This window comes from Corynebacterium sp. HMSC034A01 (assembly GCF_001838175.1).
Taxonomy (GTDB): Bacteria; Actinomycetota; Actinomycetes; order Mycobacteriales; family Mycobacteriaceae; genus Corynebacterium.
In genome coordinates, this window is record NZ_KV835979.1 from 95,714 (window position 1) to 120,771 (window position 25,058).

Below are 25,058 nucleotides of genomic sequence, written 5' to 3' on the forward strand. Positions count from 1 at the left end.
CCCCCTACAGTACGTCCCTGAAATCTGCTCCGCCCGCGTAGCCCCGCGGCGAGGAATTCTGCTGGCGCTCCGGCGCGCGCTGCACCGGTGCCGGGCGCTCAATCGGCTCCGCACCGATGCTGCTGGCGCGGCCCACTGGCGTCGGCGCCCCAATCGGGCCGGAGGCTTCCTCGTCGTCCAGATCCATCCAGTCCGGACGCTCGCGCTTCTGCTTGCGGTCGTTCCAGCGGCAGAATTGGAAGGCCAATTCCACCAGCAGGCAGATGGAGATCGCCAGCGCCACCATGGAGTACGGCTCTTGGCCGGGTGTCATCACCGCGGCGAAGATGAAGATGCCAACGATGATCAGGCGGCGCTTGCCCTTGACGTGCTCGTAGCGCAGCACACCCAGCAAATTGAGCATGATAATGATCAGCGGCACTTCGAAGCTCACGCCGAAGATGACGATGAGCGCGAGGAGGAAGTTGTAGTACTCCCCACCAGAAAGGGCTGCAACCTGGAACTCACTGCCCATCGTCATCAACACGTACAAACCCTGGTCCAGCACGAAATACGCAAGCAGCGCGCCAGCAACGAACAGCATCACCGCGATGGTGACGAAGCTGAACGTGTAGCGGCGCTCGTTCTTGTGCAGGCCCGGGGTGATGAAGTTCCAGATCTGCGCCAGCCACACCGGTGACGCCAGCACAAGCCCGGCGAGCGCGCCGACTTTCAGACGCAGCATGAACATTTCAAATGGGCTGGTGGCCAGCAGGCGGCATTCGCCGTCGCCGGTGAAATCCGCCCGGAGCTCGGACGGCAGGTTGCAGTAGGGGCCGCGGATGATCTCGCCCAGCGGCATCATGCGCGGCGGGGCGGCCTGGTACCAGATGAAACCAATGATGGTGCCAACCACAATGGCGGCCAGCGAAATGATGACGCGGCGGCGCAGCTCCTGGAGGTGCTCCACCAGCGACATCTCGCCGGTCGGGTTCTTCTGTTTCTTCGGCCTCTTGGGGGTTTTCGTGCGTGCCATTAGGCGGACTTAGCGCGGATTATTCTCCGGACGCTCCCAGAAGTCCGCCTCCTGGGCAGCGCTGCGGGTCTCCTGCGCCGGCGCGGCGTCGATCTGACGCTGCTGGGTCGGGGTTTCCGCCTCGTCTTCGTTGCGCATCTCCTTGACCTCGGACTTGAAGATGCGTGCGGAGCGACCCATGGAACGCGCCAGGTCCGGCAGCTTGTTTGCGCCGAACAGCAGCAGCACGAGGAAGATGACGATGATGAGCTCGGTCCATCCAATGTTTGGCATGGGTTGTCCTTTCCGAAAACGGTCTAACGCGCAGATTAGTCTAACGCTTCCAAGCCGCGCTGCACGCGGGACATGGCCTCGTCGGCGAGAGCTGCGGGTTCGACGATGCGCACCCGGTCCGCCTGGCTCAGGCAGAAGCGCACCAGCCAGTCGTCGCTGCCGTAGCGCATGGTCGCGCGGATCCACTCCCCTGACGCTTCGGCACCTACTTGGTCTTCCCCCGAAGGCTTATCCAGCTCGATCTCCCAGTAGTCCGCCAGCCACGTGGCGTCCGGGTGGATCAGCAGGCGGGCTTGGGCGCGGTCGGCCATGCCGAACGGGTCAGCGGGATCGAAGTCGGTGTCGAAGTCGGTGCCGGTGGCGTCCGAAGGGGCGTCGAGAAGCTCGGCGCGTTGAATCCGGTCCAGGCGGAACGTGCGCATCTCGCCGTTGTGCGCCGCGTGCAGGTAGGTGGCGCCGGACTGATGGAACAGGCGCGCGGGGTCGACCTCGCGCTCGGTGACGGTGTCCGAAGACGCCGAGTAGTACGTGATGCGCAGCTTGCGCTTGGCGGCGAGTGCGTCGGCGACGGTGCCGGCAACGCCCGCCTCACCGGTGTGCTCCGCGTCGCCGACCGCCTGCGACTTGGTCACCGCGCGGATCTTCTCGGCGGCGGTGCGCACGGCGCGGCCGTCCACAAGTCCCGGCATGGTTTCCAAAGAATCCAGCAGGATCAACAGCGCGCTGGCTTCCGCGGGCGACAGGCGCAGCGGCGTGGTCATCCCCTGGTCGTCTTTGATGTTGACGCCCTTCCAGGAGTACTCCAGGTCGATCATCTCACCCGGCCCGGTGCCCACTCCGGAGAGGAACAGCAGCTCGAAATCGTCGCGCACCTGCATCGGGTCCGCGCCCAGGTCGCGGGCGATTTCCATCGGGGTCAGCCCCGGGTGGTTCGAGGAGTAAGCCAGCAGGTTGAGCAGTCGCACCACGCGCTCTTGGCGCTTGAAGTCCACAGCCATCAGTTCTCCCTTTCCAGCGCGGTGCGCAGCAGCTTGACGACGTCCTCACGGACCTCCAACGGCTCCACCTCCACCACGTTTCCGGCGAGGCTGGCGATGGTGCGCACGGCCCAGTCGCGGTCCACGCCGCGCAGTGTGATGGTGTCGATTTCCTCTTCCGTGCCGACTTTGGAGGTACGGGAGCCGACTTTGGAGGCGCGGGTGCCGCGCTGGGCGAGTTCCTCGCCGGTGCCGTGGGTGACGGTGACGGTGGCGTCGATAAGCTCGCCGCGGAGCGTTTCCGCCACCAGCGCCTGCAGGTCGCCCGCGCGCTCGTGGAACGCGTCCGAGTGGCGCACCTTCTTCAGCCGGGAGACCTTTTTCAGGCGGAACACGCGCACGTCGTCGCGGTCGATGTCGTAGCCGACGAAGTAGGCGCGGTTGTTCAGGGAGACCACGCCCCACGGGTCGGCCACGCGGCGCTCCGGGTCCTTGCCGGGGGCGCGCACGAAGTCGAAGGAGATGCGCTGCTTGGCCTGCACGCACTTCACGATGGCGCGCAGTGTGTCGGGGCGCAGCTGGAAGATGTCGTTGGACACGTTCATCAGCGCCGGCGCGTCCATGGAACGCGTCGCCCCAGAGGCGGCGAGCTTGGTCCAGCCTGAGCGGGCGAACTCGCCGAGCGAGCCTGGCTTGCTCAAATCCGCGGCGAGACCCACCACGGAAGCCTCCTCGGCGGTGAGGTCAACTGCCGGCAACTCGTAGAGGTCCTTGACCACCCACACTTCGCCGTCCTGGTAGCGCGCGGGCACGCCGAGGTCGCGCAGCTCACGCACGTCGCGCTCAATCAGGTGCGCGGCAGCGTCGCGGGTGCGGCCGCCGTAGCCGTCCACGTGCTTCTGCACCCAGGCCACGTCGCGTTTTGCGGGCGAGGCCAGCAGGGCAAACGTGAGCCCGACCTGACGCACGACCATGTCGTTGTCGTTGGCCACCGCGACCTACCCTTCTTCGGTTTCTTGCGCCCGCACCCAGCTGATCAGGTCGGCTGCGGCGTCGTCCGTGGTAGCGAACGGGTCCTGCAGCTCCACCGTGCGGGCTTCCGGGCGGTTGACCTTCAAGTGCACCCAGTCGACATTATGCGCAAGGCCCCGCTCGCGCACGGCGGAAAGGAACTCGCCACGGATGGCGGCGCGAGTGGTCACCGGCGGGTTGTCCACCGCCTCCTCGATGGCCGCGTCCTCGATCCAGCGCGCTGCCAGCCCCTTGCGCTCGAGCAGGTAGAACAAACCGCGTTCGGGGTTGATGTCGTGGTACGTCAGATCGATCTGGGCGAGCTTCGGGTGGTCCCAGCCGCAGCCAAGCCGGTCCTTGAACTGGGTGAGCAGCTTGCGCTTAATCATCCAATCGATCTCCGTGTCCACGCCCGAGAAATCCTGCGTGGCAATGGCGTCGAGCACCCGGGTCCACAGGTCCACCACTCGGGCCATCTCCTCGTTCGGCGTGCCCTCGTCCGGGCGCTGTGTGAGCCAGCGCTTCGCGGCGTCGAGGGTGCGCTGCTGCACCTCGAGCGCAGTGACGGTGCCGCCCGCTGCAAGGGTGAGTTCGGTGGCGCCCGTGGGGTCGGCCGCGATGTCGCGGATGTGCGCGATCGGGTCCGCAAGCTCCATATCCGGCAAGTCGAAGCCGACCTCCAGCATCTCGATGACCAGCAGCATCGAGCCGACCTTCAGTGCGAACGTGGGCTCGGACATGTTGGAATCTCCCACGATCACGTGCATTCGGCGGAAGCGGTGGGAGTCCCCGTGCGGCTCGTCTCGGGTGTTGATGATCGGCCTGGTGCGCGTGGTGGCCGACGAGACGCCTTCCCACACCTGGTCCGCGCGCTGGGAGATGACGAACTTCTCGCCCGCGATCTTGCCGGCGCCGCAGATGAGCTGGCGCGTGATCAGAAACGGCAGCAGTTGTTGCCCGAAGGATTTCAGCGCGAGCTCGCGGCTGATCAGGTAGTTCTCGTGCGCGCCGTAGGAGTTCCCGCGGGAATCCACGTTGTTTTTGAACAGGTAGGTCGAACCCGCGAAGCCGTCGTTACGCAGCGCCTCATCGCACTGCTGCGACAACCGGTGGAAGATGCGCTCCCCCGCCTTGTCGTAGGCCAGAAGCTGGCTCAGCGAGTCGCACTCCGCGGTCGCGTACTCCGGGTGCGAGCCCACATCCAGGTACAAACGCGAGGCGTTGGCGGTGAACACGTTGGAGCTGCGGTGCTTCGCGACCACTGGGCGAAACAGGTAGCGCGCCACCTCCTCGGGCGTGAGCACTTGCCGTGAGCCGTCGTAGGCGGCCACGCCGAACTCTGTTTCCACGCCCATCACGCGGCGCGGGTAGCTGGTTGCCAGCTTACTGCCCGCCCTTCTGCACAAACGACTTCACAAACTCCTCCGAGTTGGAGTCCAGCAGCGCGTCGATTTCGTCGAGCAGGTCGTCGGTGCCGGAGGTGTTGATCTGGGCCTGGCCGGCAGATTCCGCGGCGACGTCCTCGCCGTGGTTGTCCCCGCCGCCACCGGAAGCGTGTGTCTGTTGCGTAGCCATAGATGCAACCTTAGCGTTCTGGAGCCAGCCCCAGGCCGGAAAGCAGCTCGCGTGTTGTCGCAGACGTTTCAATCAGCTCGCCCACGTCCGCCTTGGTGTGGCTGCCCAGCAGGTCCAGCGGCACCCGGTAGAGCTGCCCGTCCACGGTGAACAGCATGGACTGCCAGTTCGAAGCGGTTAAGTCTTCGGCGAACTTCTCGCCCGCACGCCCCCGGAAGTAGGCGCGGGTGTCCTCCGGCGGGTGCACTGCGGCGCGCGCGATCTCCTCCGCGCTGACCATCGTGCGCATCGCCCCCTTGCGCACCAGCGCGTGGTACAGGGAGCTTTCGGGGTCGATGTCCGCGTACTGCAAATCAATCGCCTGCAGCTTGGCCTGGGTCGCCCCGCGCTGCTCAAACCTGCGCACCAGCGCCCACTTCGCCGTCCAATCCAGCCGGTCTGCGGTGGACAGCGGGTCGCGCTCAAGGTCGTCGAGGACCTCGCCCCACATCTCGAGCACTTGCTTATCGACGTCGCTCCGCACTGCACACCTTCTCCTGTATTCACGGAGGATAGAGATCGCGGACAACCTTTGGCCGTCGAGAAGCTCGAGCTCATGTGTGAGCGTGGGATCGTGGCTGACCGCCTTAATCTCTTCGACCGGGTTTTTCAGGCGCAGGTCCGAGAAATCCACGCCGGCCTCGATGGCGTCGAGCACGAGCGAGGTCATGCCGAGTTTGAGGAAATTGGAGAACTGGCTCATGTTTGCGTCCCCCACGATGACGTGCAGGCGGCGGAAGTGCTCCTCCGGTGCGTGCGGCTCGTCGCGTGTGTTGACGATGCCGCGGTTGAGCGTGGTCTCCAGCGAAACTTCCTGCTCGAAGTAGTCCGCGCGCTGCGAGATTTGGAAGCCCGGTGTCTCCGACTCCTGGCCGATGCCCACACGTCCCGCGCCGATGATGACCTGGCGGGTGACGAAGAACGAGATCAGCGCCTGGGTGAGGTGTTCGAAGTTGGTGTGGCGCGAGTACAGGTAATTCTCGTGGCTGCCGTAGGAGCGGCCCTTGCCGTCGACGTTGTTTTTGTAGAACTTCAGCGGCGGGCACGGCTCGTGCTTGGCTAGCACGGAGATCTGCTGCTCCCACAGCTCGCGTATGCAGGCGGCGGCGTCGTTGAGGACGATGTCGCCGGCGGCGTCAAAGACCATGGCGTCGAAGGCGTTCGAGCACTCCGGGCTGGAGTACTCCGGGTGCCCGTGGTCGACGTAGTAGCGCGCGCCGTTGGTGGTGACCACGTTGGCCACCCCGATCGCGTTTGCGTCCACAACCGGCACGCTGCGGTAGCGCTGCAGGTTGAAGCCGCGGGCGTCTTTCAGCGGGGCTTCTTCCGCATAGTCCCAGCGGGTGCGGGCCTGGGTGCGCAGCGCCGCGTAGGCAACCACCGCGTGCGTGGAGGTGACCAGCGGGCTGATCTGCGGGTTGTCTGGGCAGGTGATGCCGTACTCCGTCTCGGTTCCCAAGTAACGCGTCATAGGTGACGAGCCTACAGGCGTGTCCGTGTTTGGAAGATAATACGATCAGACGTATTTTATTTGAGTATGACTTCCGTAACACAGCCCGGTGCGGCCGCGCCGCAGACCGAGCGCAAATTTTTCGGTCAGCCCTGGGGGCTGGCCAACCTCTTCGGCATTGAGCTGTGGGAGCGCTTCAGTTTCTACGGCATGAATTCGCTGCTGGGGTACTACATGTACTACTCGGCAACCGAGGGTGGTCTCGGCATTGACGAGACCACCGCGCTGAGCCTGGTTGGTGCCTACGGCGGGTTTGTGTACATGATGGCGCTGCTCGCCTCTTTCGTGGGCGACCGCATCCTCGGCGCCGAACGCACCCTGTTCTACTCGGCGATCCTGGTCATGGTCGGCCACGTCGTGCTCGCCCTCGTTCCGGGCGCCGCAGGACTCGCCATCGGCCTGGTGTGCGTCGGCATCGGGTCCGGCGGCGTGAAAACGGCGACCCAGGTGGTGCTCGGCGACCTGTACACCCGCGAGGACCCGCGCCGCGACGCAGGCTTTTCCATCTTCTACATGTCCGTCAACATCGGCGGCCTGCTCGGCCCCTGGCTCACGGGCTTAGTGTGGGGACAGGCAGGCTTCCACTGGGGCTTCGGTCTGGCCGCCATCGGCATGGCAATCGGCCTGGTGCAGTACATACTCATGCGTAAATCCACCATCGGCGCCGCCGGTGCCGAGGTGCCCAACCCGCTGCCGCGGTCGAAGTGGGCACCCCTCGGTTTTGGCGCTCTGGCAGTTGCCGCGATCGTGGTCGGTCTGCTCACCACGGGCATCCTACCGCTGGACTTGTTGAGCTGGGTCGTCTTCGCCATCGCCCTTGCTGCGACGGTCATCCTGCTGTGGGAGATGTTTGCCTCCGACAAGGTCACCGCCCACGAGAAGTCGCGCCTGACCGGCTACATCCCACTGCTCGCCGGCTCCGTGGCGTTCTTCGCCATCTTCCAGTCGCAGTTCACCGTAGTGGCGCTGTACACGGATCAGCGCGCTGACCTGACCTTCTTCTGGACTGAGCTCGAGCCCTCACAGGTGCAGTCCTTCAACCCGCTGTTCATCATCATCTTCGCGCCGATCTTCGCCACCATGTGGACGAAGCTGGGCGAGCGCCAGTGGGCCTCCGCCACGAAGTTCGGCGTGGCCAACATCATCATCGGCCTGTCGCTGTTCATCTTCCTGCCGTACGTGGGCAAGGGCGAAAACTCCACCCCACTTGCGGTGCTGGTGCTGATTCTGTTCCTGTTCACCATGGGTGAGCTCCTGTTGTCGCCGGTCGGCAACTCGTTGGCCACCAAGGTCGCCCCGGTGGCGTTCAAGTCGCGCCTGTTCGCGGTGTGGCTGATGTCGGTGTCCATGGGCACCGCGCTGTCCGGCGTCCTCGGCTCGCTGTACAACCCGAACGACGCCACCGCCGAGCGCGCCTTCTTCCTCACCCTGTCCGCGGCAACGATCGTGCTCGGGTTGGTCCTGATCGCGATCCGCCGCTGGGTCGTGCGCAAGTTTAGGGACGTGCGCTAGGCGGAGCTGACGTCGCAAAGCTTTACGCGTTTGAAGCCCTACCAGCCGCGCTCAGCCAGGCGGTGCGGCGCGGGAAGGTCGGCGACGTTGATGCCGACCATCGCCTCGCCCAGTCCGCGGGACGCCTCGGTCACGGCGGCGATGTCGTTCCAGTTCTGGGTCGCCTTGACCACGGCCTTGGCGCGGGCCTCCGGGTTGCCGGACTTGAAGATGCCGGAGCCGACGAACACGCCGTCAGCGCCGAGGTGCATCATCAGCGCCGCGTCGGCCGGGGTGGAAACGCCGCCGGCAACCAGCAGCGGCACCGGGAGCTTGCCGTGCACAGCCACGTAGGCCACCAGCTGGTACGGCGCCTGCAGCTCCTTCGCCGCGACGAAGAGCTCGTCGTGGTTGCTGTTCCAGATCGCCTGCAGTGACGCAATTTCACCCTTGATGGTGCGGATGTGTTTGGTGGCTTCCGAAACGTCTCCGGTGCCGGCCTCACCCTTGGAGCGGATCATCTGCGCACCCTCGTTGATGCGGCGCAGCGCCTCGCCCAGGTTGGTGGCGCCGCACACGAACGGCACCGAGAAATCCGTTTTGTCGATGTGGTTGACGTAGTCGGCCGGGCTCAGCACCTCGGACTCGTCGATGTAGTCCACGCCGAGGTGCTCGAGGATCTTCGCCTCCATGTAGTGGCCGATGCGCGCCTTGGCCATGACGGGGATGTCGACCGCCTCGATGATGCCCTCGATGAGGTCCGGGTCAGACATGCGGGCCACGCCACCCTGGGCGCGGATATCGGCAGGCACGCGCTCCAGCGCCATGACGGCGGACGCGCCTGCGTCCTCGGCGATCTTGGCCTGTTCGGGCGTGACCACGTCCATGATCACGCCGCCAATGAATTTCTGGTTCAACTCTTCTGCTTGAGGCATACCGCTTAGTCTGCCCTGGAAACTGGTAGATTCCAAGTGCCAGTTCCATTTAGTTTCTTTGGACCAGTTCATGCTACTGCACATCTCCCGCGACCACCCCACCCCGATCCCCGCGCAGATCGCCGCGGGCATCCGCGACGCCGTCGCCAGCGGGGCGCTTTCGCCTAACGACGTCATCCCGTCCACCCGCGCCCTCGCCGAACAGCTTGGCGTATCCCGCGGCAGCGTGGTCACCGCCTACGATCAGCTCGAAGGTGAGGGCTACCTGCTGACCAGCCAGGGCGCGCCGACGCGGATCCACCCGGACCTCACCGTCGCCGCGCCCCTGCCCGAACCCGCCGGCGGCTCGCCTGCCCGCACAACCCCGAAGGCACGCATCTCCTTGAAGCCCTCGCCCGGCAGCGCGGGCACCATCCGCCCCGCAACTTGGCGTAAGGCGTGGCGCGTGGCCGCAGCGGAACCCGGGAACGCGGTGGACAAGTCCGGTGAGCCGGAGCTGCGCCATGCAGTGGCTGAGCATCTCCGCCTCGCTCGCAGTATGCGCGTCTCACCGGACCAGATCGTGGTCACGGGCGGCTCCCGTGAGGGACTCATGTGCATTCTCTTTGCGCTTGGTCCAAACCTGTGCGTGGGCGTGGAAGACCCCGGGCACCCGGGACTGCGTCGCGTGATCCCGCTCGCCGGCCACGAGGTCGTGGAATGCGCAACCGACGCCGACGGCATCGTGGTCGACGAACTCCCAGACTCCCTCGACGCCTTACTGGTGACCCCGTCGCATCTCTACCCCTTCGGCGGCGCAATGCCCGCCGCCCGCCGCGTGGAGCTGCTCGAGTGGGCCGTGCGCACCAACACGGTTGTGATCGAGGACGACTTCAACACTGAGCTGCGCTACCGCATCTCCCCACAACCGGCGCTGTCCTCGCTGGCAACCCGCGCGGACGTGCTCACCCTCGGCACGTTTTCCACGCTGCTCTCCCGCGAGCTCGCCGCCGGCTACGTCGTGGCCTCGCCAGCGACCGCCGAGGCTTTGCGCGAGGTCCGCAGCGTCTTGGGCATGCCGGTTTCCTCCGTCACCCAGCGGGCGATCGCGCACTTGCTTAACGACGGCGTTGCCCGCCGCGCATCCCGCGCCGTCCACCGGGGATTAGCGCTGCGACGGGAAGTACTACACGAGCGGCTGGTTCCGCTATACGACGGTGCCCGACTCGCACCCGGCGACGGCGCGGACCTCACGGTTCGTTTCGGCACCCGAGAAGAGCGGGACGAGTTTGAAACGCGTCTGCTTGAGGCCGGTATCGCGTCCGGCCACGAATCCACCTTGTGGACCAACAGCGGCGACGGTTTGGTGCTGAGCTTTGCACACCTCAGCGCTGGTGATTTCGAGCAAGCCGTCAGCACTGTCGCCCAGACATTCGCTGCCCTTGGCCACGCCCAGAGGTGAAACTACCCGATGACCTCCGCGGCGACGACGCGCTTGCCGTGGCGGCCGGTGATGCGCGCCCACTCGTCGGGGTTCGCCGTGTTCGGCATGTCTTCGCTCTCGTCCTGCTCGGCGCGGACGGCCTCGCGGAGGTGATCCTCCGTCAGGCCGGCGGTGGACACGCCCGAAAGGTGGTCCTTGATGGCCAGCTTCTTGGCGCGGTCCACCACGTTGGCGATCATCGCGCCGGAGACGAAGTGGTGGTAGTGCAGGGTTTCGGCGGAGCCGTCGACAAGCTCGAGGCGTACGAAGGGACGCGGGGCGAACATGGCGTCCGCGGTGGCGTCGATAAGCACCTCGCGCGGGGCCGAAAGCGGGACCTCCTCGGTGATGTAGCGCGCGAGGATGTCCTTGGCTTCGTCTTTGTTGGGGCGCGAGACGCGGATTTTGATGTCCAGGCGGCCGGGGCGCAGGATGGCCGGGTCGATGAGTTCCTCGCGGTTGGTCGCGCCGATGACGATGACGTTGGCGATGTCCTCCACGCCGTCGATTTCCGTGAGCAGCTGCGGGACCACGGTGGTCTCCATATCGGAGGAGACACCGGAGCCGCGGGTGCGGAAGATGGACTCCATCTCGTCGAAGAAGACGATCACCGGGTTGCCACCGGCGGCCAGCTCGCGGGCGCGCTCGAAGATGAGGCGGATGCGGCGCTCGGTCTCGCCGACAAACTTGTTCAAAAGCTCCGGGCCCTTGACGTTGATGAAGTGCGCCTGTCCCCCGTCGCCGATGCGCTGCGACAGCGAATTCGCCACTGCCTTAGCGATGAGCGTCTTGCCGCAGCCGGGCGGGCCGTACAGCAGCAGGCCCTTTGGCGGGCGCAGGTCGTAGGCCTGGTAAAGCTCCGGGTGGGAAAACGGCAGCTCCACGGAATCCTGGATCGTCTCGATCTGGGAGCTCAAACCACCGATGTCGGCGTAGGTGACCTCCGGGATCTCGTCCAGGGACAGCTGGTTGACCTCGGTCTTCGCGATACGCTCAAACGCGTAACCGGCGGAGGCGTTGACCAGCACCGTGTCGCCGGCGCGGGCGGATTCGCGCAGCGGCTCGGCGAGCATGACAATCGATTCGGCGCCCTGCTGGTCCGCCACAATCGCGCGGTCCACGCCGACCCGCTCGACCATGGTTGCGAGCTGGCCGGTGGGGTCGAAACCGCAGGTCTCCACCACGATCGTGCCCTCGCCCAGCCGCACGAGCGTGCCGGGGACTAGCTTGGACGGATCCACCAGCGGCGAGACCTTCAGCCGCATGCGCCGTCCGGTGGTGTGCACCTCCGCCTCTCCGCTGCGCGGGGCGGGCGCGAGGTAGATCCCGTACGTCGATGCCGGCTCGTTGAGCTCCTCGACCTTCGCGTACAAGTCATTGAGCTTGTCGCGGCTGACTTTCAGCAGCTCAGCGAGCTTCTCGTTGCGCGACCCGAGATCGCGGTTTTTGCGCTTGAGCTCGCGCAGCTCCGGTCCGAAGGCATCGTCGTGGATTTCAGGCATGCGTTCGAGCCTACATAGGAGCGGGCTGCTTATCGACGAGCCTTGCGCTGCGGCCGCGGCGGCGTCACCCCGTCGGCAAGCCTGCGTGTCCACACGAGGAATGCCGTGTGCGCGTTCATGCGGTGCTCCGGGCGCGTGGCAAGGCCTTCAACCTTCCACTCACGCAGCAGAGTCTCCCACGCGCGCGGCTCGGTGAAGCACTTCGCCTCGCGGATGGCCTCCATGATGTTCATCAGCTGCGGCACGGTGGCCACGTACGTCATGAACACACCACCCGGGATGAGCACGTTCTTCACGGTGTCGATGAAGTGCCACGGCTCCACCATGTCCAAGATGACGCGGTCGACCTGGCCGTCCAGGTCCTCCGGGGTGACCTCGCCGAAGTCGCCGAGGCGCGGGGTCCACCACTCCGGCTCGACGCCGAAGTAATCGGCGACGTTGTCTTTGGCGAACGCCAGGTGGTCGTCGCGGATCTCGTAGGAGTAGACGTGACCTTGCGGCCCGACCGCGCGCAGCAGCGACATGGTCAGCGCGCCGGAGCCGGCGCCCGCCTCGAGCACGCGCGCGCCCATGAAGATGTCGCCCTCGACCAGAATCTGGGCGGCGTCTTTCGGGTAGATCACCGCGGCGCCTCGGGGCATGGACAGCACGTGGTCCACCAGCAGGTGGCGGAAGCACAGGTAGTCGGAGCCGAGCGTGGACTTCACCACGGTGCCCTCATCGGCGCCGATGATGTCGTCGTGGCTGACTATGCCCTTGTGCGAGTGGAACTGCCCGCCCTCTTTGAGTTCGATGGTGAAGTGGCGGCGCTTCGCGTCTGTGAGCTGCACCTTGTCGCCTGGCTGGAACGGTCCCGAATACATGGCGGTAAGTATGCCTTACTGCGCCGCCGCATAAAAAGCCGTGAGCGCGCGCACGAAGTAGTCCATGTCGTCCACGCCGCACAGCTCGCGCGCGGAGTGCATGGAAAGCAGTGGCACGCCGACATCCACCGTGGGAAGGCCCAGGCGCGTCGACGAAATAGGCCCGATGGTGGACCCGCACGGCACCGCGTTGTTGCCCACGAACGTCTGGTGCGGCACGCTCGCCGCGCGGCAGGCCAGGATCCACTCCGTCTCCGTGGCGGCGTTGGAGGCGTAGCGCTGATTCGCGTTGATCTTGAGCACTGGCCCCTTGTTCACCAGCGGGTGGTGGGTGGGATCGTGTTTGCCCGGGTAGTTCGGGTGCACGGCGTGGGCTGCGTCGGCGGAAACCTGGATGGAGTCCGCGATGATCTCGGCCGGGTCGCCGAAGCTGGCCGCCACCTTGGTTAACACGCGCTCCAGCAGCGGCCCGCCGGCGCCGGCGGTGGACGCGGAGCCGACCTCCTCGTGGTTGAAGGCAGCCAGCACCAGAATGTCCTCGGCGTCGTCCTTCGCCGCGAGCATCGCCTCCAGGGAGGCCCACACGCTGGTGAGGTTGTCCAGGCGACCCGCTGCCAGCAGGTCGCCGATGACCTCACCGCGCTGCGCGTCAGCGGTGATCAGCTCGTGCGCCACCACGTCTTCGGCGCTGATGCCCGCGGACTCCGCCGCGAGCTCCAGCAGCGGACGGTCCACGCCCAGGATGGGCTGGGTGTGCACCTGACGGTCAATCTCCGGCATGTCGCCGCGGTAGAGGTGGATGGCCAAATTCGGCACGCGCGCGACCGGACCGGTATTCACCAGGTGCTCAGTGCGGTCCGCGGTGACCACACGGCCGGCAAACGTCAGGTCGCGGTCGAACCAGCTGGCCAGAATCGGCCCGCCGTACACCTCCACCGCAACCTGGCGGAAGCCTTCGCGCACCACGTCAGGGTCCGGCTTGGCCATCAGGCCCGGTGAATCGGTGTGGGAGCCGACCACCCGAAAGCGCGGGCGGGCGTTTTCGGGCACCCACCAGGCGACCACGGCGCCGTCGCGCTCGATGAGGTGGCCGCCGGGGGCGTGTGCGCCGTCGTCAAGCGACTTGCTCCGTGTGAACCCCGCGGACTCGAGCCTTTCGGCGACGGTTGCGCTCGCATGGAACGCGGAGGGGCTGTGGGCGATGAAATCGATGAACGGCTGTGTCATGGCTCCACTCTATGATGTTGGGCACCATGTCTGATGCCAGCACTCCCCCACGCCCACTCGCCATCTCGCCGTCGCGCGCCTCCGACTACAAGCGCTGCCCGTTGCAATATAGGCTGCGCGCCATCGACAAAATCCCGGAGCCGTCCACGGAAGCGCAGGTCAAAGGCACGCTCGTGCACGCCGTGCTGGAAGAGATGTTCGCCTGGCCGCGCGAGCAGCGCACGTACCCGGCGGCGGTAAAAAGGCTGAAGCCGAACTGGGAGAAGATGCGCGAAGATGATCCCTCTTGCGCCGAGCCGGTCGAGGACGAGTACCAGTTGCTTGTGGACGCCCGCACGTTGCTGCGCGGCTACTTCACCATGGAAAACCCGCTGGGCTTCGACGCGCACGCACAAGAGATGCCGGTGGACTTCACGCTGCCGAACGGGGTGCCGGTGCGCGGATTCATCGACCGCGTAGATATCGCACCCACCGGGGAGGTGCGCGTGGTCGACTACAAAACCGGCAAGAAGCCGCTGCCGCGGTACTCGCAGGACGCGCAGTTCCAGATGCGCTTCTACGCGCTGGTGTACTGGCGCATGTTCGGCGTCGTGCCCACCCAGCTGAAGCTGATGTACCTGAAGGTGATGGACTCGATGATCCTCGCCCCCTCGCGCGAGGAGCTGGAGTACTTCGAGCGCGACCTGGCGGAGCTGTGGTGGAAGATCGAGGCCGACGGTAAGTCAGGCAATTTCCGCCCGCAGCAGTCCAAGCTGTGCGGGTGGTGCGCCTTCCAGCACCTGTGCCCGGTTTTCGGCGGCACTCCCCCGGCCTACCCCGGCTGGCCGGGGTCGCGGGCGGAGGAGTCTAACGACGGCGGCGCCCCCGAGGCCGGGCCCGAGGCCTAGAACAGGCCGGAGACCACGCCGTCCGCGTCGACGTCGATGTTGTTGGCGGCCGGCTGCTTGGGTAGGCCCGGCATCGTCATCACGTCGCCGGTGAGCACGAGCACGAAACCGGCGCCGGTGCGCGGGACGATGTTGCGCACGTGCAGCGTGTGGCCCTCCGGCGCGCCGAGCTGGGTCGGGTCGTCCGAGAAGGAGTACTGCGTCTTGGAGATGCACACCGGCAGGTTGTCAAAGCCGTTGTCTTTGAGCGTCTGCAGGTCTTTCAGTGCGGCGGCGGAGTACTGCACGTCGGCGGCGCGGTAGATCTCCTTGGCGATGGTCTCGATGGACGCCTCCACACCTTCGGCCGGGTCGTACAGCGGGTGCGAGGTGCCCTCGGTGAGGTTGTCCAGCAGCGTCTCGGCGAGCTCGAGCGCGCCGTCGCCGCCCTTGGCCCAGACGTCCGCTTCCGCCAGCGCGATGCCCTTGGCCTGTGCCCAGTTCTTCAAGAACTCAAGCTCGGCCTCGGAGTCGGTGGCGAAGCGGTTGAGCGCGACCACCGGGGTCACGCCGAATTTGCGCACGTTTTCCACGTGGCGCTCGAGGTTGACGATGCCCTCCTCCAGCGCGGCAATGTTTTCGTCAGAAAGCTCCGCCTTGGCTACACCCGCGTTGTGCTTGATGGAGCGCACGGTGGCCACAATGACGGCGCCGGCGACGTCCAGCTCGCCGTAACGGGCCTTGATGTCGAAGAACTTCTCCGCGCCCAGGTCGGAGCCGAAGCCGGCTTCCGTGAGCACGATTTCCGCGTACTGCTGGGCGGTGCGGGTGGCAATCAGGGTGTTGCAGCCGTGGGCGATGTTGGCGAACGGCCCGCCGTGAATGAACGCCGGGGTGCCGCCGAGGGTCTGCACCAGGTTCGGGTTGACCGCGTCTTTCAGCAGCGCGGCCATCGCGCCCTGGGCGCCGAGGTCGCCGGCGGTGACCGGCTTCTTGTCGTAGGTCAGGCCGATGGTGATGTTGGCCAGGCGCTGCTTTAAGTCCTCCAGGTCCGTGGCCAGGCCCAGAATCGCCATGATCTCGGAGGCGGCGGTGATGGTGAATCCGGTCTCCGCGGGCACGCCGTGGGCCGGGCCACCCAGGCCCGTGACCACGTTGCGCAGCGCGCGGTCGTTGACATCCACGCAGCGCTGCCAGGTCACCCGCCGCGGGTCGATGCCGAGCGCGTTGCCCTGGTGAATGTGGTTGTCAATGAGTGCGGCCAACGTGTTGCTGGCGCTAGTGATCGCGTGGAAATCGCCGGTGAAGTGAAGGTTGATCTGCTCCATCGGCACCACCTGGGAGTAGCCGCCGCCGGCAGCGCCGCCCTTGATGCCCATCACCGGGCCGAGCGACGGCTCGCGCAGTGCAACCATGGCGTTCTTGCCCAGCTTCGCCAGCGCGTCGGTCAGGCCGATCAGCGTGGTCGATTTGCCCTCGCCCGCAGGAGTCGGCGAGACACCGGTGACCAACACGAGCTTGCCCGGCGTGGTGCCCGGGTTCTGGGTGATGTCCACCTTGGCCATGTGCTTGCCGTACGGGATCAGCGCATCGTCGGACACACCTGCCTTTGCGGCGATCTCCGTGATGGGGGCGAGCTCGTGGGCCTGGGCAATTTCGACGTCAGTCAACGGTTGTGCAGTCATGCACCTCACACTACAACGGCACCGATGGCATAACCCAGAATTACGCTGACAAAGATGCACGCCACACCTGGAACGAGGAACGGGTGGTTAAACACGTACTTGCCGATGCGGGTGGAGCCGGTGTCGTCCATCTCCACCGCTGCGAGCAGCGTCGGGTACGTCGGCAGCACGAACAGTGCGGAGACAGCCGGGAAGGCGGCGAGCGCGGTCAGCGGGCTCACGCCGATCGCCAGCGCCGCAGGGATGAGCGCCTTCGCCGTTGCCGCCTGGGAGTACAACAGCGACGCCGCGACGAACAGCACCACCGCGAGCAGCCACGGCTTCGCGGTGAGCACATCGCCGGCAATGTTCTGGATGTCCTCGATGTAGTAGTTGATAAACGTCGTGCCCAGCCAGGCCACACCGAGCACGCACACACAGGCGGACATGCCGGAGCGGAACACCTGGGTGTTCAGGATCTCCGCCGCGGTCGTGCGGGTGAGAAGCACGATGGCTGCCGCTGCACCAAGCATGATGGCCATGATCGCCTCGTTGCGCGGGATGGTCGGGTCCGCAATCAGCCCCACCTGTTCCGAGATCAGCGTGGCGTAGACCATCACGATCACAATCGCTGCGAGGAAGATTCCCACCGAGGCTTTCGCCCCTTGGGGTGGGAGGTAGTTCTCGCGGGCAGCTGGCTTTGCGACGAGCCCTTCGGCCACCCGCTGGCGGTAGACCGGGTCATCCTCCAGCTCCGCGCCGGACTTGTTGGCGATCCACGCCATTGGGAAGATCGCGAAGAACGTCGCCGGGATCATCACCGCTAGCAGCTGGAGGTATCCCACGCCGAGCGGTTCCAGCGCCGAGGCCATGAACACCACCGCGGCAGAAATCGGCGAGGCGACAATAGCCATTTGGGACGCAATCACGGCCGCCGACAGAGGACGCGAGGGCCGGACCTTGCCCTCCTTCGCCACCTCCACAATCACGGGCATGGTGGAAAAGGCGGTGTGACCGGTGCCGGCGAGCACCGTCATCAGCCAGGTCACAATCGGGGCGTAGACCGTGATGCGCTTCGGGTTGCGGCGCAAGAAGCGCTCGGCCAGGTCTACCAGGTAGTCCATGCCGCCGGCGAGCTGCATCGCGGAAATCGCCGCGATGACGCACATGATGATGCCGATGACATCGAACGGAATAGCTTCAGCGCTGACCGGCATCCCGGTCGCGCCGAGCAGCAGCACGCCGAGCCCACCCGCAAAGCCGATGGCGATGGAGCCCATCCGCGCGCCCACCACGATCGCCCCGAGGAGGATGATGATGTGGACGGCGAGTAACACGGCGGGCTCCTTCAGACAGTTATTAGGTCATCCCATTATCTGTCCGAAGGAGCCCGAAACGGAAATGCAGCCGCTGTGATGTTGCCTACGCCTCCAGGCTCGGCTCGTCGTCGACGTAGAGCTTGCCCCGGTACTCCGGGTGCATGAGGTTTTCCTTGCTCAGCAGCTTCTGCAGGTCCTCTTCCTCGATGAGGCCCTTCTCCAGCACGAGGTCGTAGACGCTCTTGCCGGTCTCCGCGGCCTCGCGGCCGATCAGGTCGCCGTTGTGGTGGCCGATCACCGGGTTGAGGTAGGTGATGATGCCGATGGAGTTGGTCACGTAGGCTTCGCACACCTCCTTGTTTGCGGTAATCCCGGTGACGCACTTCTCGCGCAAGGTCTTCGCCGCGTTGGCCAAAAGGCGGATGGACTCGAACAGGGACTGCCCGATCACCGGCTCCATCACGTTGAGCTGGAGCTGGCCCGCCTCGGAGGCCATGGAAATGGTCACGTCGTTGCCGAAGACCTTGAAGCACACCTGGTTGACCACCTCGGGGATCACCGGGTTAACCTTCGCCGGCATGATCGAGGAGCCCGCCTGGCGCTCCGGCAGGTTGATCTCGTTGAGGCCGGCGCGCGGGCCGGAGGACAGCAAGCGCAGGTCGTTGCAGATCTTGGACAGCTTCATCGCAGCGCGCTTGATGGCGCTGTGCATCATCACGTAGCCGCCGGTGTCGGAAGTCGCCTCGATCAGGTCCGGGGACGCCTGGATGTCCAGACCGGTGACCTCGCGCAGGGCGGATACCACCTGGTCGCGGTAGCCGCTCGGGGTGTTGATGCCGGTGCCGATGGCGGTGGCACCCAGGTTGACCTCCAGCAGCGAGTCGGCCGCGCTGCTGATGGTGCGCTGTTCCTCGGCGAGGTTGGCGCCGAAGGCGGTGAACTCCTGGCCCAGGGTCATCGGGACGGCATCCTGAAGCTGGGTGCGGCCCATCTTGATGATGTCGGCGAACTCGTCGCCCTTCGCGCGCAGCGCCTTCTGCAGCTCGTCGAGCTCCTCCAGCAGTCCCTGCACGGCGTAGTACACGCCGAGGCGGAAACCGGTCGGGTACGCGTCGTTAGTGGACTGCGACATGTTCACGTCGTCGTTCGGGTTGATCACCGAGTAGTCGCCCTTTTCGCGGCCGATCAGCTCGAGCGCGAGGTTGGCCACCACTTCGTTGGTATTCATGTTGAGCGATGTGCCCGCGCCGCCCTGGAACACGTCGATCGGGAACTGGTCCATGCACACACCCTCGTTCAGGATCTTGTCGCAGGCCGCGATGATGGCCTCGGACTTGTCCTTGGGCAGGGCGTGCAGGCGGCGGTTCGCCATCGCGGTGGCTTTCTTCACCTGCACCATGCCGCGGATGAACTCCGGCACGTCGTTGATGGTGCTTGCGGAGATCTGAAAGTTGTCCACGGCGCGCTGGGCGTGGATGCCGTAGTAGACGTCGGCGGGAACCTCGGCGGTGCCGAGAAGGTCTTCTTCAGTACGAGTGCTCATGCGCGCCACTATACGTAGCAACACGCTTCTCGACGGGCGCTGCGTACCCCCGTTTTATGCCTGTCGAGCTGCAGAAAACCAACCGTCCACGTCATCGGCGCCCGCGCCGACGAAGTTGTCCGGGTCGAACCTCATCACACCCGCGGGAACCTCATCCGCAAGGCCCAATACCGCGCACCCGGCGGCGGCCCCGGCGGACATGCCGTGCCAGGAGTCCTCCACCACGAGGCACTCCCCCGGTGCCGCGCCCGCGCGCCGGGCGGCCTCCAGGTACATGTCCGGCGCCGGCTTGGAGTGTTCCACCTCGTCGCCGGTGATGGTGCCGGCGAAAAACTCGCGGCCGATTGCGTCGATGCACGGCTCCGCCACCACCCGCTCCGTGTTGGTGCAGATGAACATGGGCGTGCCCCGCCGCGCGAGCGACTCGAGCACGCCGCCGATGCCGGGGTTGAGCTCGATGCCCTGCGCGAACAACTCCGCCATACGGTCAAACATCCAGGTGCGGTAGCGCTCCAGGTCGCCGTCCTGAAGTTCATAGCCCGCCCATTCGGCCACCACGCTCAAAGTGTTGGGGAAGCTGCCGCCGATGGTCTTGGCGCGCACCTCCGGCGTGAGCGGGCGGCCCAGCAGCTCGCCGAGCTCGTAGGTGGCCTTGCCCCACAGCGGTTCCGTGTCGATGAGTGTGCCGTCCATGTCCCAGAGGACGGCCTGTGGCCTACTCAAGTTCCGGAAGCTCGTTGAGAGCCTCGTCCGTGGCACCGGTGGCGGCCGCCGCCCGAAACACCAGCGTCTCGATGTCGGCCTTTTCCTCCGGCTCGAGCACCGCGTTGGCGTGCTTCTCGTTGAACTCCTCGAGGTTCTCGTAGAACGGAGCCACAACTTTCACCAGCGCGTCGCCCTCAGGGTCGTCGCCGATGAGGTCAAGTGCGTCCAGGAACATCTCCAGAAGCTTTTTCAAATCCGGCAGCACCGCCGGGTCGAAAGGCTCTTCCCACAGGTCCTTGTCCTCGTCCTGGAGGTAGGAACCGGTGGCGAAGGTGGTCAGGTCGTCGATGAATTCGTCTACTTCGGGCTGAAACTGGGCCCGAATCGAGTTGTCCGCAGCTGCGCTCATGCGCCCCATTGTGCGTGAGGCGCGCTAAATGCGCACCCCGAGCAGCCCGTCGAGGGCGGTGGCGATGATCTGGTTGCAGTCGCCGGCCGCGCCGTCGAGAAGCGAAAGTGCCTCCGGGGTGTTCAGATCGTCCGCAAGAATCGCGCGAAGCTTATCGACGACATCCGTCGCCTCCGCTTCGCTGACATCGCCGGAGAGCTGCTCGCGCCAACGCGCGAGGCGCTCCTCGGCCTCGGCGAGGATCGCGTCGGAGAAGTCCCGGTCCTCGCGGTAGTGGCCTGAAAAGACCGCCAGGCGGATCGCCGACGGATCGTGGCCCGCTTCCGAGAGTTTGTGCACGAACACGAGGTTGCCCAGGGACTTGGACATCTTCACCCCGTCGAGCGCGATCATGCCGGCGTGGACGTAGTGGCCGGCCATGCGCTCGACCTTCAGCGCGGCCTCGGCGTGCGCCGCGGAGAACTCGTGGTGCGGAAACGCCAGGTCGGAACCGCCGCCCTGGATGGCGAAGTGCCCGCCCAGGCGGTTAGTGGCAATCGCGGAGCACTCCACGTGCCAGCCCGGGCGGCCCGGGCCGAACGGCGAGTCCCAGGCCGGCTCGCCCTCGCGGTGGCCGCGCCACACCAAAGCGTCTAGGGGGTCCCGCTTGCCCTTGCGGTCTGGGTCGCCGCCGCGCTCCGCGAAGTACTCCTCCATGGTGGCGCGGTCAAGGTTGGACTCGTACCCGAACTGCGCGGTGGCGTCGATGGAGGCGTAAATGTCGCCCTGGTCGAGCTCGTAGGCCGCGCCGGCGTCGAGCAGCTGCTGCACCATCGCGATCACCTCGTCCACGGACTCCATCGCACCGATGTAGTCGCGCGGCGGGATCACGGACAGGATCTCCATGTCGCTGCGGAACAGGTCGATCTGGCTTTGCCCCAGTTCGCGCCAGTCCACGCCATCGCGCTCGGCGCGCTCGAACAGCGGGTCGTCCACATCGGTGATGTTCTGCACGTAGTGGACTGTGTGGCCGTTGGCGATGAGCTGGCGCTGCGCCAGGTCGAAGGTGAGATACGTCGCGGCGTGGCCGAGGTGGGTGGAATCGTACGGCGTGATACCGCAGACGTACATCCCCACCTCCCCGTTCGCATCCGGGGTGGTGTCTACTTCTTTGACGCGCTGATCGGCGGTATCAAAAAGCTTCAGCGGCACCGGGGTGCCAGCAACTGCGGGTACGGACGGGTCAGGCCATGCATGCATGCGGACAACCCTACAACTACGCGGCCATCACGCCAGTGCCGAGCAGCGCCATGACGACTAGGCCCAGCGGAATGCGGTAGGCGGCGAACCAGGCGAAGGAGTGGTTGGACACGAACTTCAGCAGCCACGCAATCGAGATGTAGCCCACGACGAAGCCGATGCCGGAGCCGACCAACAGCTGCAGACCGCTCGCCGCCTGGCCCGCCTGGGGGTTGAAGGCGTCAGGCAGGGAGAATAGCCCAGAGGCCAGCACGGCCGGGATGGCCAGCAGGAAGGAGAAACGGGTGGCGACCTCGCGGTCGAGGTTGAGGAACAGGCCGCCGGAGATGGTGCCGCCGGAGCGAGACACACCCGGGATGAGCGCCAGGCACTGCCACAGGCCCATGACAACCGCGTCCTTCATGGTCAGTTCCTCGAACCCGCGGGTCTTCTTGCCGCGGCGCTCGGCCAAGATGAACACCAGGGAAAACAGGATCAGCACGGTGGCGGTGATCCAGAGGTTGCGGAAGTTCTCGCGGATTAAGTCCTTGAGCAGCACGCCTGCGAGACCGACTGGGATGGTGCCGGCGATGACCATCCAGCCCATGCGGTAGTCGAAGTTCCGCTTGGACTTGTCCGCGAGGCCGGCGAACCACGCGGTGAGAATGCGCCAGATATCTTTGGCAAAGAACACCAGCACGGCCAGCTCGGTGCCCAGCTGGATCACAGCGGTGAAACTGGCGCCCGCATCTTCGCCCCAAAACAGTTGGGAAACGATGCGCAGGTGGCCTGAGGAGGACACTGGCAGAAACTCAGTGAGGCCCTGGACGACGGACAGGACGATCACCTGGACCCAGGACATTGTGGTGGCGGGATCAGTCATGGCGAAAGACACTACCCCGCCCGCTTAGCCATCGCGGTGCGCGACGGGCGCGTTGCTAGGCTTTGACCTTGTGAATGCTCGTCTGTTTACCCCCAATTCCCGCTTCCGCATCGCTGTGGCCTCCGGCGCCGTTGCAGCTGCCCTGGCCTTGAGCGCCTGCGGCGCGTCTCCTTCCGCCAAGATCGAGGAAGCCGGCGGTGAGGCCGCTGCGAACATGGGCAGCGCTGAGCCTGCGCAGTCCCCGCAGTCGTCGGACCCGGCGGGCGTGGTGGTGGACTTCGAGTCAGTGCACGACTTAGACGAGACCAACGGACGCATCGGCGTGCGCTCCGGCGACGCTCTGACGATCGGCACGCTCGACGAGATCCAGCAGGATAAAGCCGCGCGACACGAGCTCGATTCCTCTTGCGGCGAAGCCTCCGCCAACGCCGGCACTTTCGCGGTGGCCTGCGCAGGCGAGATCAAGCTCTTCGGCGACCGGGAGGAGACTATCTCGACGGATAAGCCGGTCACGGTGGCCACGGTGGCGTCGACAGGCGAGGTGCTTGCCGGCAGCGACACTGAGCGCGAGGTCTGGGTCTTCGAAGACGGCGAGCTGAAAGACACCATCGACGTCGCACGCGAAACCGACCAGTTGCAGGCTGTGCAGGTGGACGGACAGCGCGACTCGGTGGTGCGCACCAACCGCTTCGACACCACCATCCAGGACATCGACTGGAACGGCTCACGCCAGGGCGGCACCCTGCGCGTCGGCCTGGGCGTGGGCAAGGTGCGCGGCGGCGAACACGGGCTGGTGCTGGCCGCTGATTCCACCGGCAACCAAATCCATGTCTACACCACCGACGACATCATCCGCCTCCAGCAGTCCGCGCCCGTGCCGGACGCGCCCTGGGACGCCGCGTGGGATACCGCACAGCGCCTCGCCTGGGTCAGCTCGCTGGCCAGCAACACCGCCACCGGCTACGACATCTCCCAGGGCATTCCGGTGAAGCGAAAGCACTTCGCCACCGTTGCCGATGCCCAGAGCATCATTACGCTTGACGACGGCACCGTGGTCGCCGCCTCCGCATCCGGCGACGGCATCCAGATCGTCTCCCCCGCCGACCAGACCGAGAGCAACTAGGAGATAGACCCATGACGCTCTACGACCGCGCACTCAAGCTCATGTTCCTGCTCCCACCGGAGCGCATCCACGGCATCATCAGCGGCGCCCTGCAGACGCTGCACCTAGCAACCCCGGTCAACCGCGTCATGGAAAAGGCTGTGCGCGTGCACGACCCGGTGCTGCGCCAGACCGTTTTCGGCGTGGACTTCCCCGCCCCGCTGGGGTTGGCGGCCGGCTTTGACAAGAACGCAGAGGCGATCGACGCCTGGGGCGCAGTCGGTTTCGGCTACGCCGAAATGGGCACCGTGACCCCGAAGTCCCAGCCGGGCAACCCCACTCCGCGCCTATTCCGCCTGCCGGAGGACAAGGCGATTTTGAACCGGATGGGCTTCAACAACAAGGGCGCGTTGACCGTCGCCGACAACCTGCGAGCACGGCGCTCACGCGACGTGGTGGGAATCAATATCGGCAAGAACAAGACCTCCGAGGACGCCGTGGCGGACTACCGCGCCACCGCGACACTTCTGGGGCAGCTGGCGGACTACCTGGTGGTCAACGTCTCCTCCCCCAACACGCCGGGTCTGCGAGACCTGCAGGCGGTGGAAGAGCTGCGCCCGATCCTCGAAGTGGTGAAGAAGTCCACCACCACCCCGGTGCTGGTGAAGATCGCGCCGGACCTTTCCGACGAGGACATCGACGCCGTGGCCGACCTCGCCGTGGAGCTGGACCTGGCCGGCATCGTGGCCACGAACACGACCATTTCCCGCGACGGGCTGAAGACTCCCGCTGCCAAGGTGGAGAAGATGGGCGCGGGCGGGATCAGCGGAGCCCCGTTGAAGAAACGCTCGCTTGAGGTGCTCAAACGCCTCAACGAGCGCGTGGGCGACAAGCTGGTGCTGGTCAGCGTCGGCGGCATCTCCACGCCCGAGCAGGCGTGGGAGCGCATCGCCGCGGGCGCAAGCCTGTTGCAGGGCTACACCCCGTTCATCTACGGCGGGCTGGGCTGGATCCGCGGCATCCACCGCGGGATCGCCGCGCAGATCAAAGCCCACGGCCTGGACTCGATTGAGCAGGCTGTGGGCAGCGGTCTGGAGTGGAAAGCGCTCTAGGCGTGTCCGGCTGCGCTGCGGCGCAGCACCACCGCGCAGAGTCCGGCGGCGAGCGCCCAGCCGATCAGCCAGAACGGTGTGGTGGACATCAGCGCAGTGTCGGGGGCGATGAATCCGAGCCCGATGAGCACCACAGCCGCGAGCAGCGCCCCCACCTGGGTGCGCGAGCCTTCCTGCTTGGTGTTGTAGGTGGCGAAGGCGCCGACGATTGCCACCGCAGCGATGACGGAGAGCACCTGCGGGGTGACGGGAAACGCGGCGTCGCCTCGAAGCAGCGCCAGCACGGCGTAGAGCACGAGCACGAGTGCGATGCCCATGAACGCGCCGCCGACGCGGAGTTGCACTGGAACCATTCAG

General features: G+C 65.9%; 24 protein-coding genes. 5 read left to right on the plus strand and 19 right to left on the minus strand.

Features of this window, described 5'->3' with window-relative positions; translation table 11 throughout:
• Positions 1-4 precede the first annotated feature (4 nt).
• From tatC to dop, 7 genes are read right to left on the minus strand one after another with little or no spacing between them, the layout of a single operon-like run.
• Entirely contained in the window at positions 5-1,015 is a 1,011-nt protein-coding gene (gene tatC, locus HMPREF2791_RS10960; RefSeq protein ID WP_246825512.1) for a twin-arginine translocase subunit TatC, read from the minus strand.
• Positions 1,016-1,024: 9 nt separating this feature from the next.
• Complete coding sequence (gene tatA / locus HMPREF2791_RS10965) at positions 1,025-1,288, minus strand: Sec-independent protein translocase subunit TatA (protein WP_070845303.1); 264 nt, start codon at positions 1,286-1,288, stop codon at positions 1,025-1,027.
• A gap of 35 nt (positions 1,289-1,323) precedes the next feature.
• Complete coding sequence (locus HMPREF2791_RS10970) at positions 1,324-2,286, minus strand: helix-turn-helix transcriptional regulator (protein WP_070845305.1); 963 nt, start codon at positions 2,284-2,286, stop codon at positions 1,324-1,326.
• A complete protein-coding gene (locus tag HMPREF2791_RS10975) occupies positions 2,286-3,257 on the minus strand; it encodes a helix-turn-helix transcriptional regulator (RefSeq protein WP_070845307.1) in 972 nt (323 codons plus the stop codon). The genes HMPREF2791_RS10970 and HMPREF2791_RS10975 overlap by 1 nt, the downstream gene beginning before the upstream one ends.
• A 6-nt stretch (positions 3,258-3,263) precedes the next feature.
• Positions 3,264-4,631 carry a Pup--protein ligase gene (gene pafA, locus HMPREF2791_RS10980; protein ID WP_141764983.1) on the minus strand — a complete coding sequence of 456 codons (1,368 nt, stop codon included), beginning with the start codon at positions 4,629-4,631 and terminating at the stop codon, positions 3,264-3,266.
• Positions 4,632-4,659: 28 nt separating this feature from the next.
• On the minus strand, positions 4,660-4,851 hold the full coding sequence (locus tag HMPREF2791_RS10985) for a ubiquitin-like protein Pup (protein WP_070845309.1): 192 nt from the start codon (positions 4,849-4,851) through the stop codon (positions 4,660-4,662).
• 10 nt (positions 4,852-4,861) lie between these two features.
• Positions 4,862-6,361, minus strand: a complete 1,500-nt coding sequence (gene dop, locus HMPREF2791_RS10990) for a depupylase/deamidase Dop (protein ID WP_070845311.1) — start codon at positions 6,359-6,361, stop codon at positions 4,862-4,864.
• Positions 6,362-6,427: 66 nt separating this feature from the next.
• Between dop and HMPREF2791_RS10995 the strand changes: the two genes are divergently transcribed.
• Positions 6,428-7,912 (plus strand): peptide MFS transporter, encoded by a 1,485-nt coding sequence (locus HMPREF2791_RS10995; RefSeq protein WP_070845313.1) that lies wholly within the window; start codon positions 6,428-6,430, stop codon positions 7,910-7,912.
• A gap of 38 nt (positions 7,913-7,950) precedes the next feature.
• On the opposite strand, the gene pdxS is transcribed toward HMPREF2791_RS10995, so the two are convergent.
• On the minus strand, positions 7,951-8,826 hold the full coding sequence (gene pdxS, locus HMPREF2791_RS11000) for a pyridoxal 5'-phosphate synthase lyase subunit PdxS (protein WP_070845315.1): 876 nt from the start codon (positions 8,824-8,826) through the stop codon (positions 7,951-7,953).
• 70 nt (positions 8,827-8,896) lie between these two features.
• Between pdxS and HMPREF2791_RS11005 the strand changes: the two genes are divergently transcribed.
• Complete coding sequence (locus HMPREF2791_RS11005) at positions 8,897-10,267, plus strand: MocR-like pyridoxine biosynthesis transcription factor PdxR (protein WP_070845365.1); 1,371 nt, start codon at positions 8,897-8,899, stop codon at positions 10,265-10,267.
• A 2-nt stretch (positions 10,268-10,269) separates the two neighbouring features.
• On the opposite strand, the gene arc is transcribed toward HMPREF2791_RS11005, so the two are convergent.
• From arc to HMPREF2791_RS11020, 3 genes are read right to left on the minus strand one after another with little or no spacing between them, the layout of a single operon-like run.
• Positions 10,270-11,790: a proteasome ATPase gene (gene arc, locus HMPREF2791_RS11010; RefSeq protein ID WP_070473883.1), complete on the minus strand. Its 1,521-nt coding sequence runs from the start codon at positions 11,788-11,790 to the stop codon at positions 10,270-10,272.
• A gap of 29 nt (positions 11,791-11,819) precedes the next feature.
• The gene (locus HMPREF2791_RS11015) at positions 11,820-12,653 is read right to left on the minus strand and encodes a tRNA (adenine-N1)-methyltransferase (RefSeq protein WP_070473884.1); all 834 of its coding nucleotides are present in this window, start codon (positions 12,651-12,653) and stop codon (positions 11,820-11,822) included.
• A gap of 15 nt (positions 12,654-12,668) precedes the next feature.
• Positions 12,669-13,880, minus strand: a complete 1,212-nt coding sequence (locus HMPREF2791_RS11020; protein ID WP_070473886.1) for a M18 family aminopeptidase — start codon at positions 13,878-13,880, stop codon at positions 12,669-12,671.
• 26 nt (positions 13,881-13,906) lie between these two features.
• Between HMPREF2791_RS11020 and HMPREF2791_RS11025 the strand changes: the two genes are divergently transcribed.
• A complete protein-coding gene (locus HMPREF2791_RS11025; protein ID WP_070474052.1) occupies positions 13,907-14,767 on the plus strand; it encodes a RecB family exonuclease in 861 nt (286 codons plus the stop codon).
• Here HMPREF2791_RS11025 and HMPREF2791_RS11030 read toward each other — a convergent pair.
• From HMPREF2791_RS11030 to HMPREF2791_RS11060, 7 genes are all read right to left on the minus strand, one after another.
• Positions 14,764-16,431, minus strand: a complete 1,668-nt coding sequence (locus HMPREF2791_RS11030) for a formate--tetrahydrofolate ligase (RefSeq protein WP_070845317.1) — start codon at positions 16,429-16,431, stop codon at positions 14,764-14,766. The genes HMPREF2791_RS11025 and HMPREF2791_RS11030 overlap by 4 nt on opposite strands.
• A gap of 5 nt (positions 16,432-16,436) precedes the next feature.
• Positions 16,437-17,747: an anaerobic C4-dicarboxylate transporter gene (locus tag HMPREF2791_RS11035; RefSeq protein WP_070473890.1), complete on the minus strand. Its 1,311-nt coding sequence runs from the start codon at positions 17,745-17,747 to the stop codon at positions 16,437-16,439.
• 85 nt (positions 17,748-17,832) lie between these two features.
• On the minus strand, positions 17,833-19,272 hold the full coding sequence (gene aspA, locus HMPREF2791_RS11040) for an aspartate ammonia-lyase (protein WP_070473892.1): 1,440 nt from the start codon (positions 19,270-19,272) through the stop codon (positions 17,833-17,835).
• 54 nt (positions 19,273-19,326) lie between these two features.
• Complete coding sequence (locus tag HMPREF2791_RS11045) at positions 19,327-19,995, minus strand: HAD family hydrolase (RefSeq protein ID WP_256381008.1); 669 nt, start codon at positions 19,993-19,995, stop codon at positions 19,327-19,329.
• Positions 19,988-20,386 carry a hypothetical protein gene (locus HMPREF2791_RS11050; protein WP_070473896.1) on the minus strand — a complete coding sequence of 133 codons (399 nt, stop codon included), beginning with the start codon at positions 20,384-20,386 and terminating at the stop codon, positions 19,988-19,990. Before HMPREF2791_RS11050 ends, HMPREF2791_RS11045 begins: the two co-directional genes overlap by 8 nt.
• 24 nt (positions 20,387-20,410) lie before the next feature.
• Complete coding sequence (gene mshC, locus HMPREF2791_RS11055; RefSeq protein ID WP_070473897.1) at positions 20,411-21,625, minus strand: cysteine--1-D-myo-inosityl 2-amino-2-deoxy-alpha-D-glucopyranoside ligase; 1,215 nt, start codon at positions 21,623-21,625, stop codon at positions 20,411-20,413.
• Between the two features lie 16 nt (positions 21,626-21,641).
• On the minus strand, positions 21,642-22,487 hold the full coding sequence (locus HMPREF2791_RS11060) for an undecaprenyl-diphosphate phosphatase (protein ID WP_070474054.1): 846 nt from the start codon (positions 22,485-22,487) through the stop codon (positions 21,642-21,644).
• A gap of 70 nt (positions 22,488-22,557) precedes the next feature.
• Between HMPREF2791_RS11060 and HMPREF2791_RS11065 the strand changes: the two genes are divergently transcribed.
• The gene (locus HMPREF2791_RS11065; RefSeq protein WP_070473899.1) at positions 22,558-23,610 is read left to right on the plus strand and encodes a YncE family protein; all 1,053 of its coding nucleotides are present in this window, start codon (positions 22,558-22,560) and stop codon (positions 23,608-23,610) included.
• Positions 23,611-23,621: 11 nt separating this feature from the next.
• Complete coding sequence (locus HMPREF2791_RS11070; protein WP_070845321.1) at positions 23,622-24,701, plus strand: quinone-dependent dihydroorotate dehydrogenase; 1,080 nt, start codon at positions 23,622-23,624, stop codon at positions 24,699-24,701.
• Here the strand turns inward: HMPREF2791_RS11070 and HMPREF2791_RS11075 are convergent.
• Entirely contained in the window at positions 24,698-25,054 is a 357-nt protein-coding gene (locus HMPREF2791_RS11075) for a hypothetical protein (RefSeq protein WP_070473903.1), read from the minus strand. The genes HMPREF2791_RS11070 and HMPREF2791_RS11075 overlap by 4 nt on opposite strands.
• Between the last annotated feature and the right edge of the window lie 4 nt (positions 25,055-25,058).

What these genes read in the sequence shown, in the direction of transcription:
- tatC (WP_246825512.1), bottom strand. Translation starts at nt 1,015, where the DNA reads ATGGCACGCACGAAAACCCCCAAGAGGCCGAAGAAACAGAAGAACCCG.
- tatA (WP_070845303.1), bottom strand. Translation starts at nt 1,288, where the DNA reads ATGCCAAACATTGGATGGACCGAGCTCATCATCGTCATCTTCCTCGTG.
- HMPREF2791_RS10970 (WP_070845305.1), bottom strand. Translation starts at nt 2,286, where the DNA reads ATGGCTGTGGACTTCAAGCGCCAAGAGCGCGTGGTGCGACTGCTCAAC.
- pafA (WP_141764983.1), bottom strand. Translation starts at nt 4,631, where the DNA reads ATGGGCGTGGAAACAGAGTTCGGCGTGGCCGCCTACGACGGCTCACGG.
- HMPREF2791_RS10985 (WP_070845309.1), bottom strand. Translation starts at nt 4,851, where the DNA reads ATGGCTACGCAACAGACACACGCTTCCGGTGGCGGCGGGGACAACCAC.
- dop (WP_070845311.1), bottom strand. Translation starts at nt 6,361, where the DNA reads ATGACGCGTTACTTGGGAACCGAGACGGAGTACGGCATCACCTGCCCA.
- HMPREF2791_RS10995 (WP_070845313.1), top strand. Translation starts at nt 6,428, where the DNA reads ATGACTTCCGTAACACAGCCCGGTGCGGCCGCGCCGCAGACCGAGCGC.
- pdxS (WP_070845315.1), bottom strand. Translation starts at nt 8,826, where the DNA reads ATGCCTCAAGCAGAAGAGTTGAACCAGAAATTCATTGGCGGCGTGATC.
- HMPREF2791_RS11005 (WP_070845365.1), top strand. Translation starts at nt 8,897, where the DNA reads ATGCTACTGCACATCTCCCGCGACCACCCCACCCCGATCCCCGCGCAG.
- arc (WP_070473883.1), bottom strand. Translation starts at nt 11,790, where the DNA reads ATGCCTGAAATCCACGACGATGCCTTCGGACCGGAGCTGCGCGAGCTC.
- HMPREF2791_RS11015 (WP_070473884.1), bottom strand. Translation starts at nt 12,653, where the DNA reads ATGTATTCGGGACCGTTCCAGCCAGGCGACAAGGTGCAGCTCACAGAC.
- HMPREF2791_RS11020 (WP_070473886.1), bottom strand. Translation starts at nt 13,880, where the DNA reads ATGACACAGCCGTTCATCGATTTCATCGCCCACAGCCCCTCCGCGTTC.
- HMPREF2791_RS11025 (WP_070474052.1), top strand. Translation starts at nt 13,907, where the DNA reads ATGTCTGATGCCAGCACTCCCCCACGCCCACTCGCCATCTCGCCGTCG.
- HMPREF2791_RS11030 (WP_070845317.1), bottom strand. Translation starts at nt 16,431, where the DNA reads ATGACTGCACAACCGTTGACTGACGTCGAAATTGCCCAGGCCCACGAG.
- aspA (WP_070473892.1), bottom strand. Translation starts at nt 19,272, where the DNA reads ATGAGCACTCGTACTGAAGAAGACCTTCTCGGCACCGCCGAGGTTCCC.
- HMPREF2791_RS11050 (WP_070473896.1), bottom strand. Translation starts at nt 20,386, where the DNA reads ATGAGCGCAGCTGCGGACAACTCGATTCGGGCCCAGTTTCAGCCCGAA.
- mshC (WP_070473897.1), bottom strand. Translation starts at nt 21,625, where the DNA reads ATGCATGCATGGCCTGACCCGTCCGTACCCGCAGTTGCTGGCACCCCG.
- HMPREF2791_RS11060 (WP_070474054.1), bottom strand. Translation starts at nt 22,487, where the DNA reads ATGACTGATCCCGCCACCACAATGTCCTGGGTCCAGGTGATCGTCCTG.
- HMPREF2791_RS11070 (WP_070845321.1), top strand. Translation starts at nt 23,622, where the DNA reads ATGACGCTCTACGACCGCGCACTCAAGCTCATGTTCCTGCTCCCACCG.
- HMPREF2791_RS11075 (WP_070473903.1), bottom strand. Translation starts at nt 25,054, where the DNA reads ATGGTTCCAGTGCAACTCCGCGTCGGCGGCGCGTTCATGGGCATCGCA.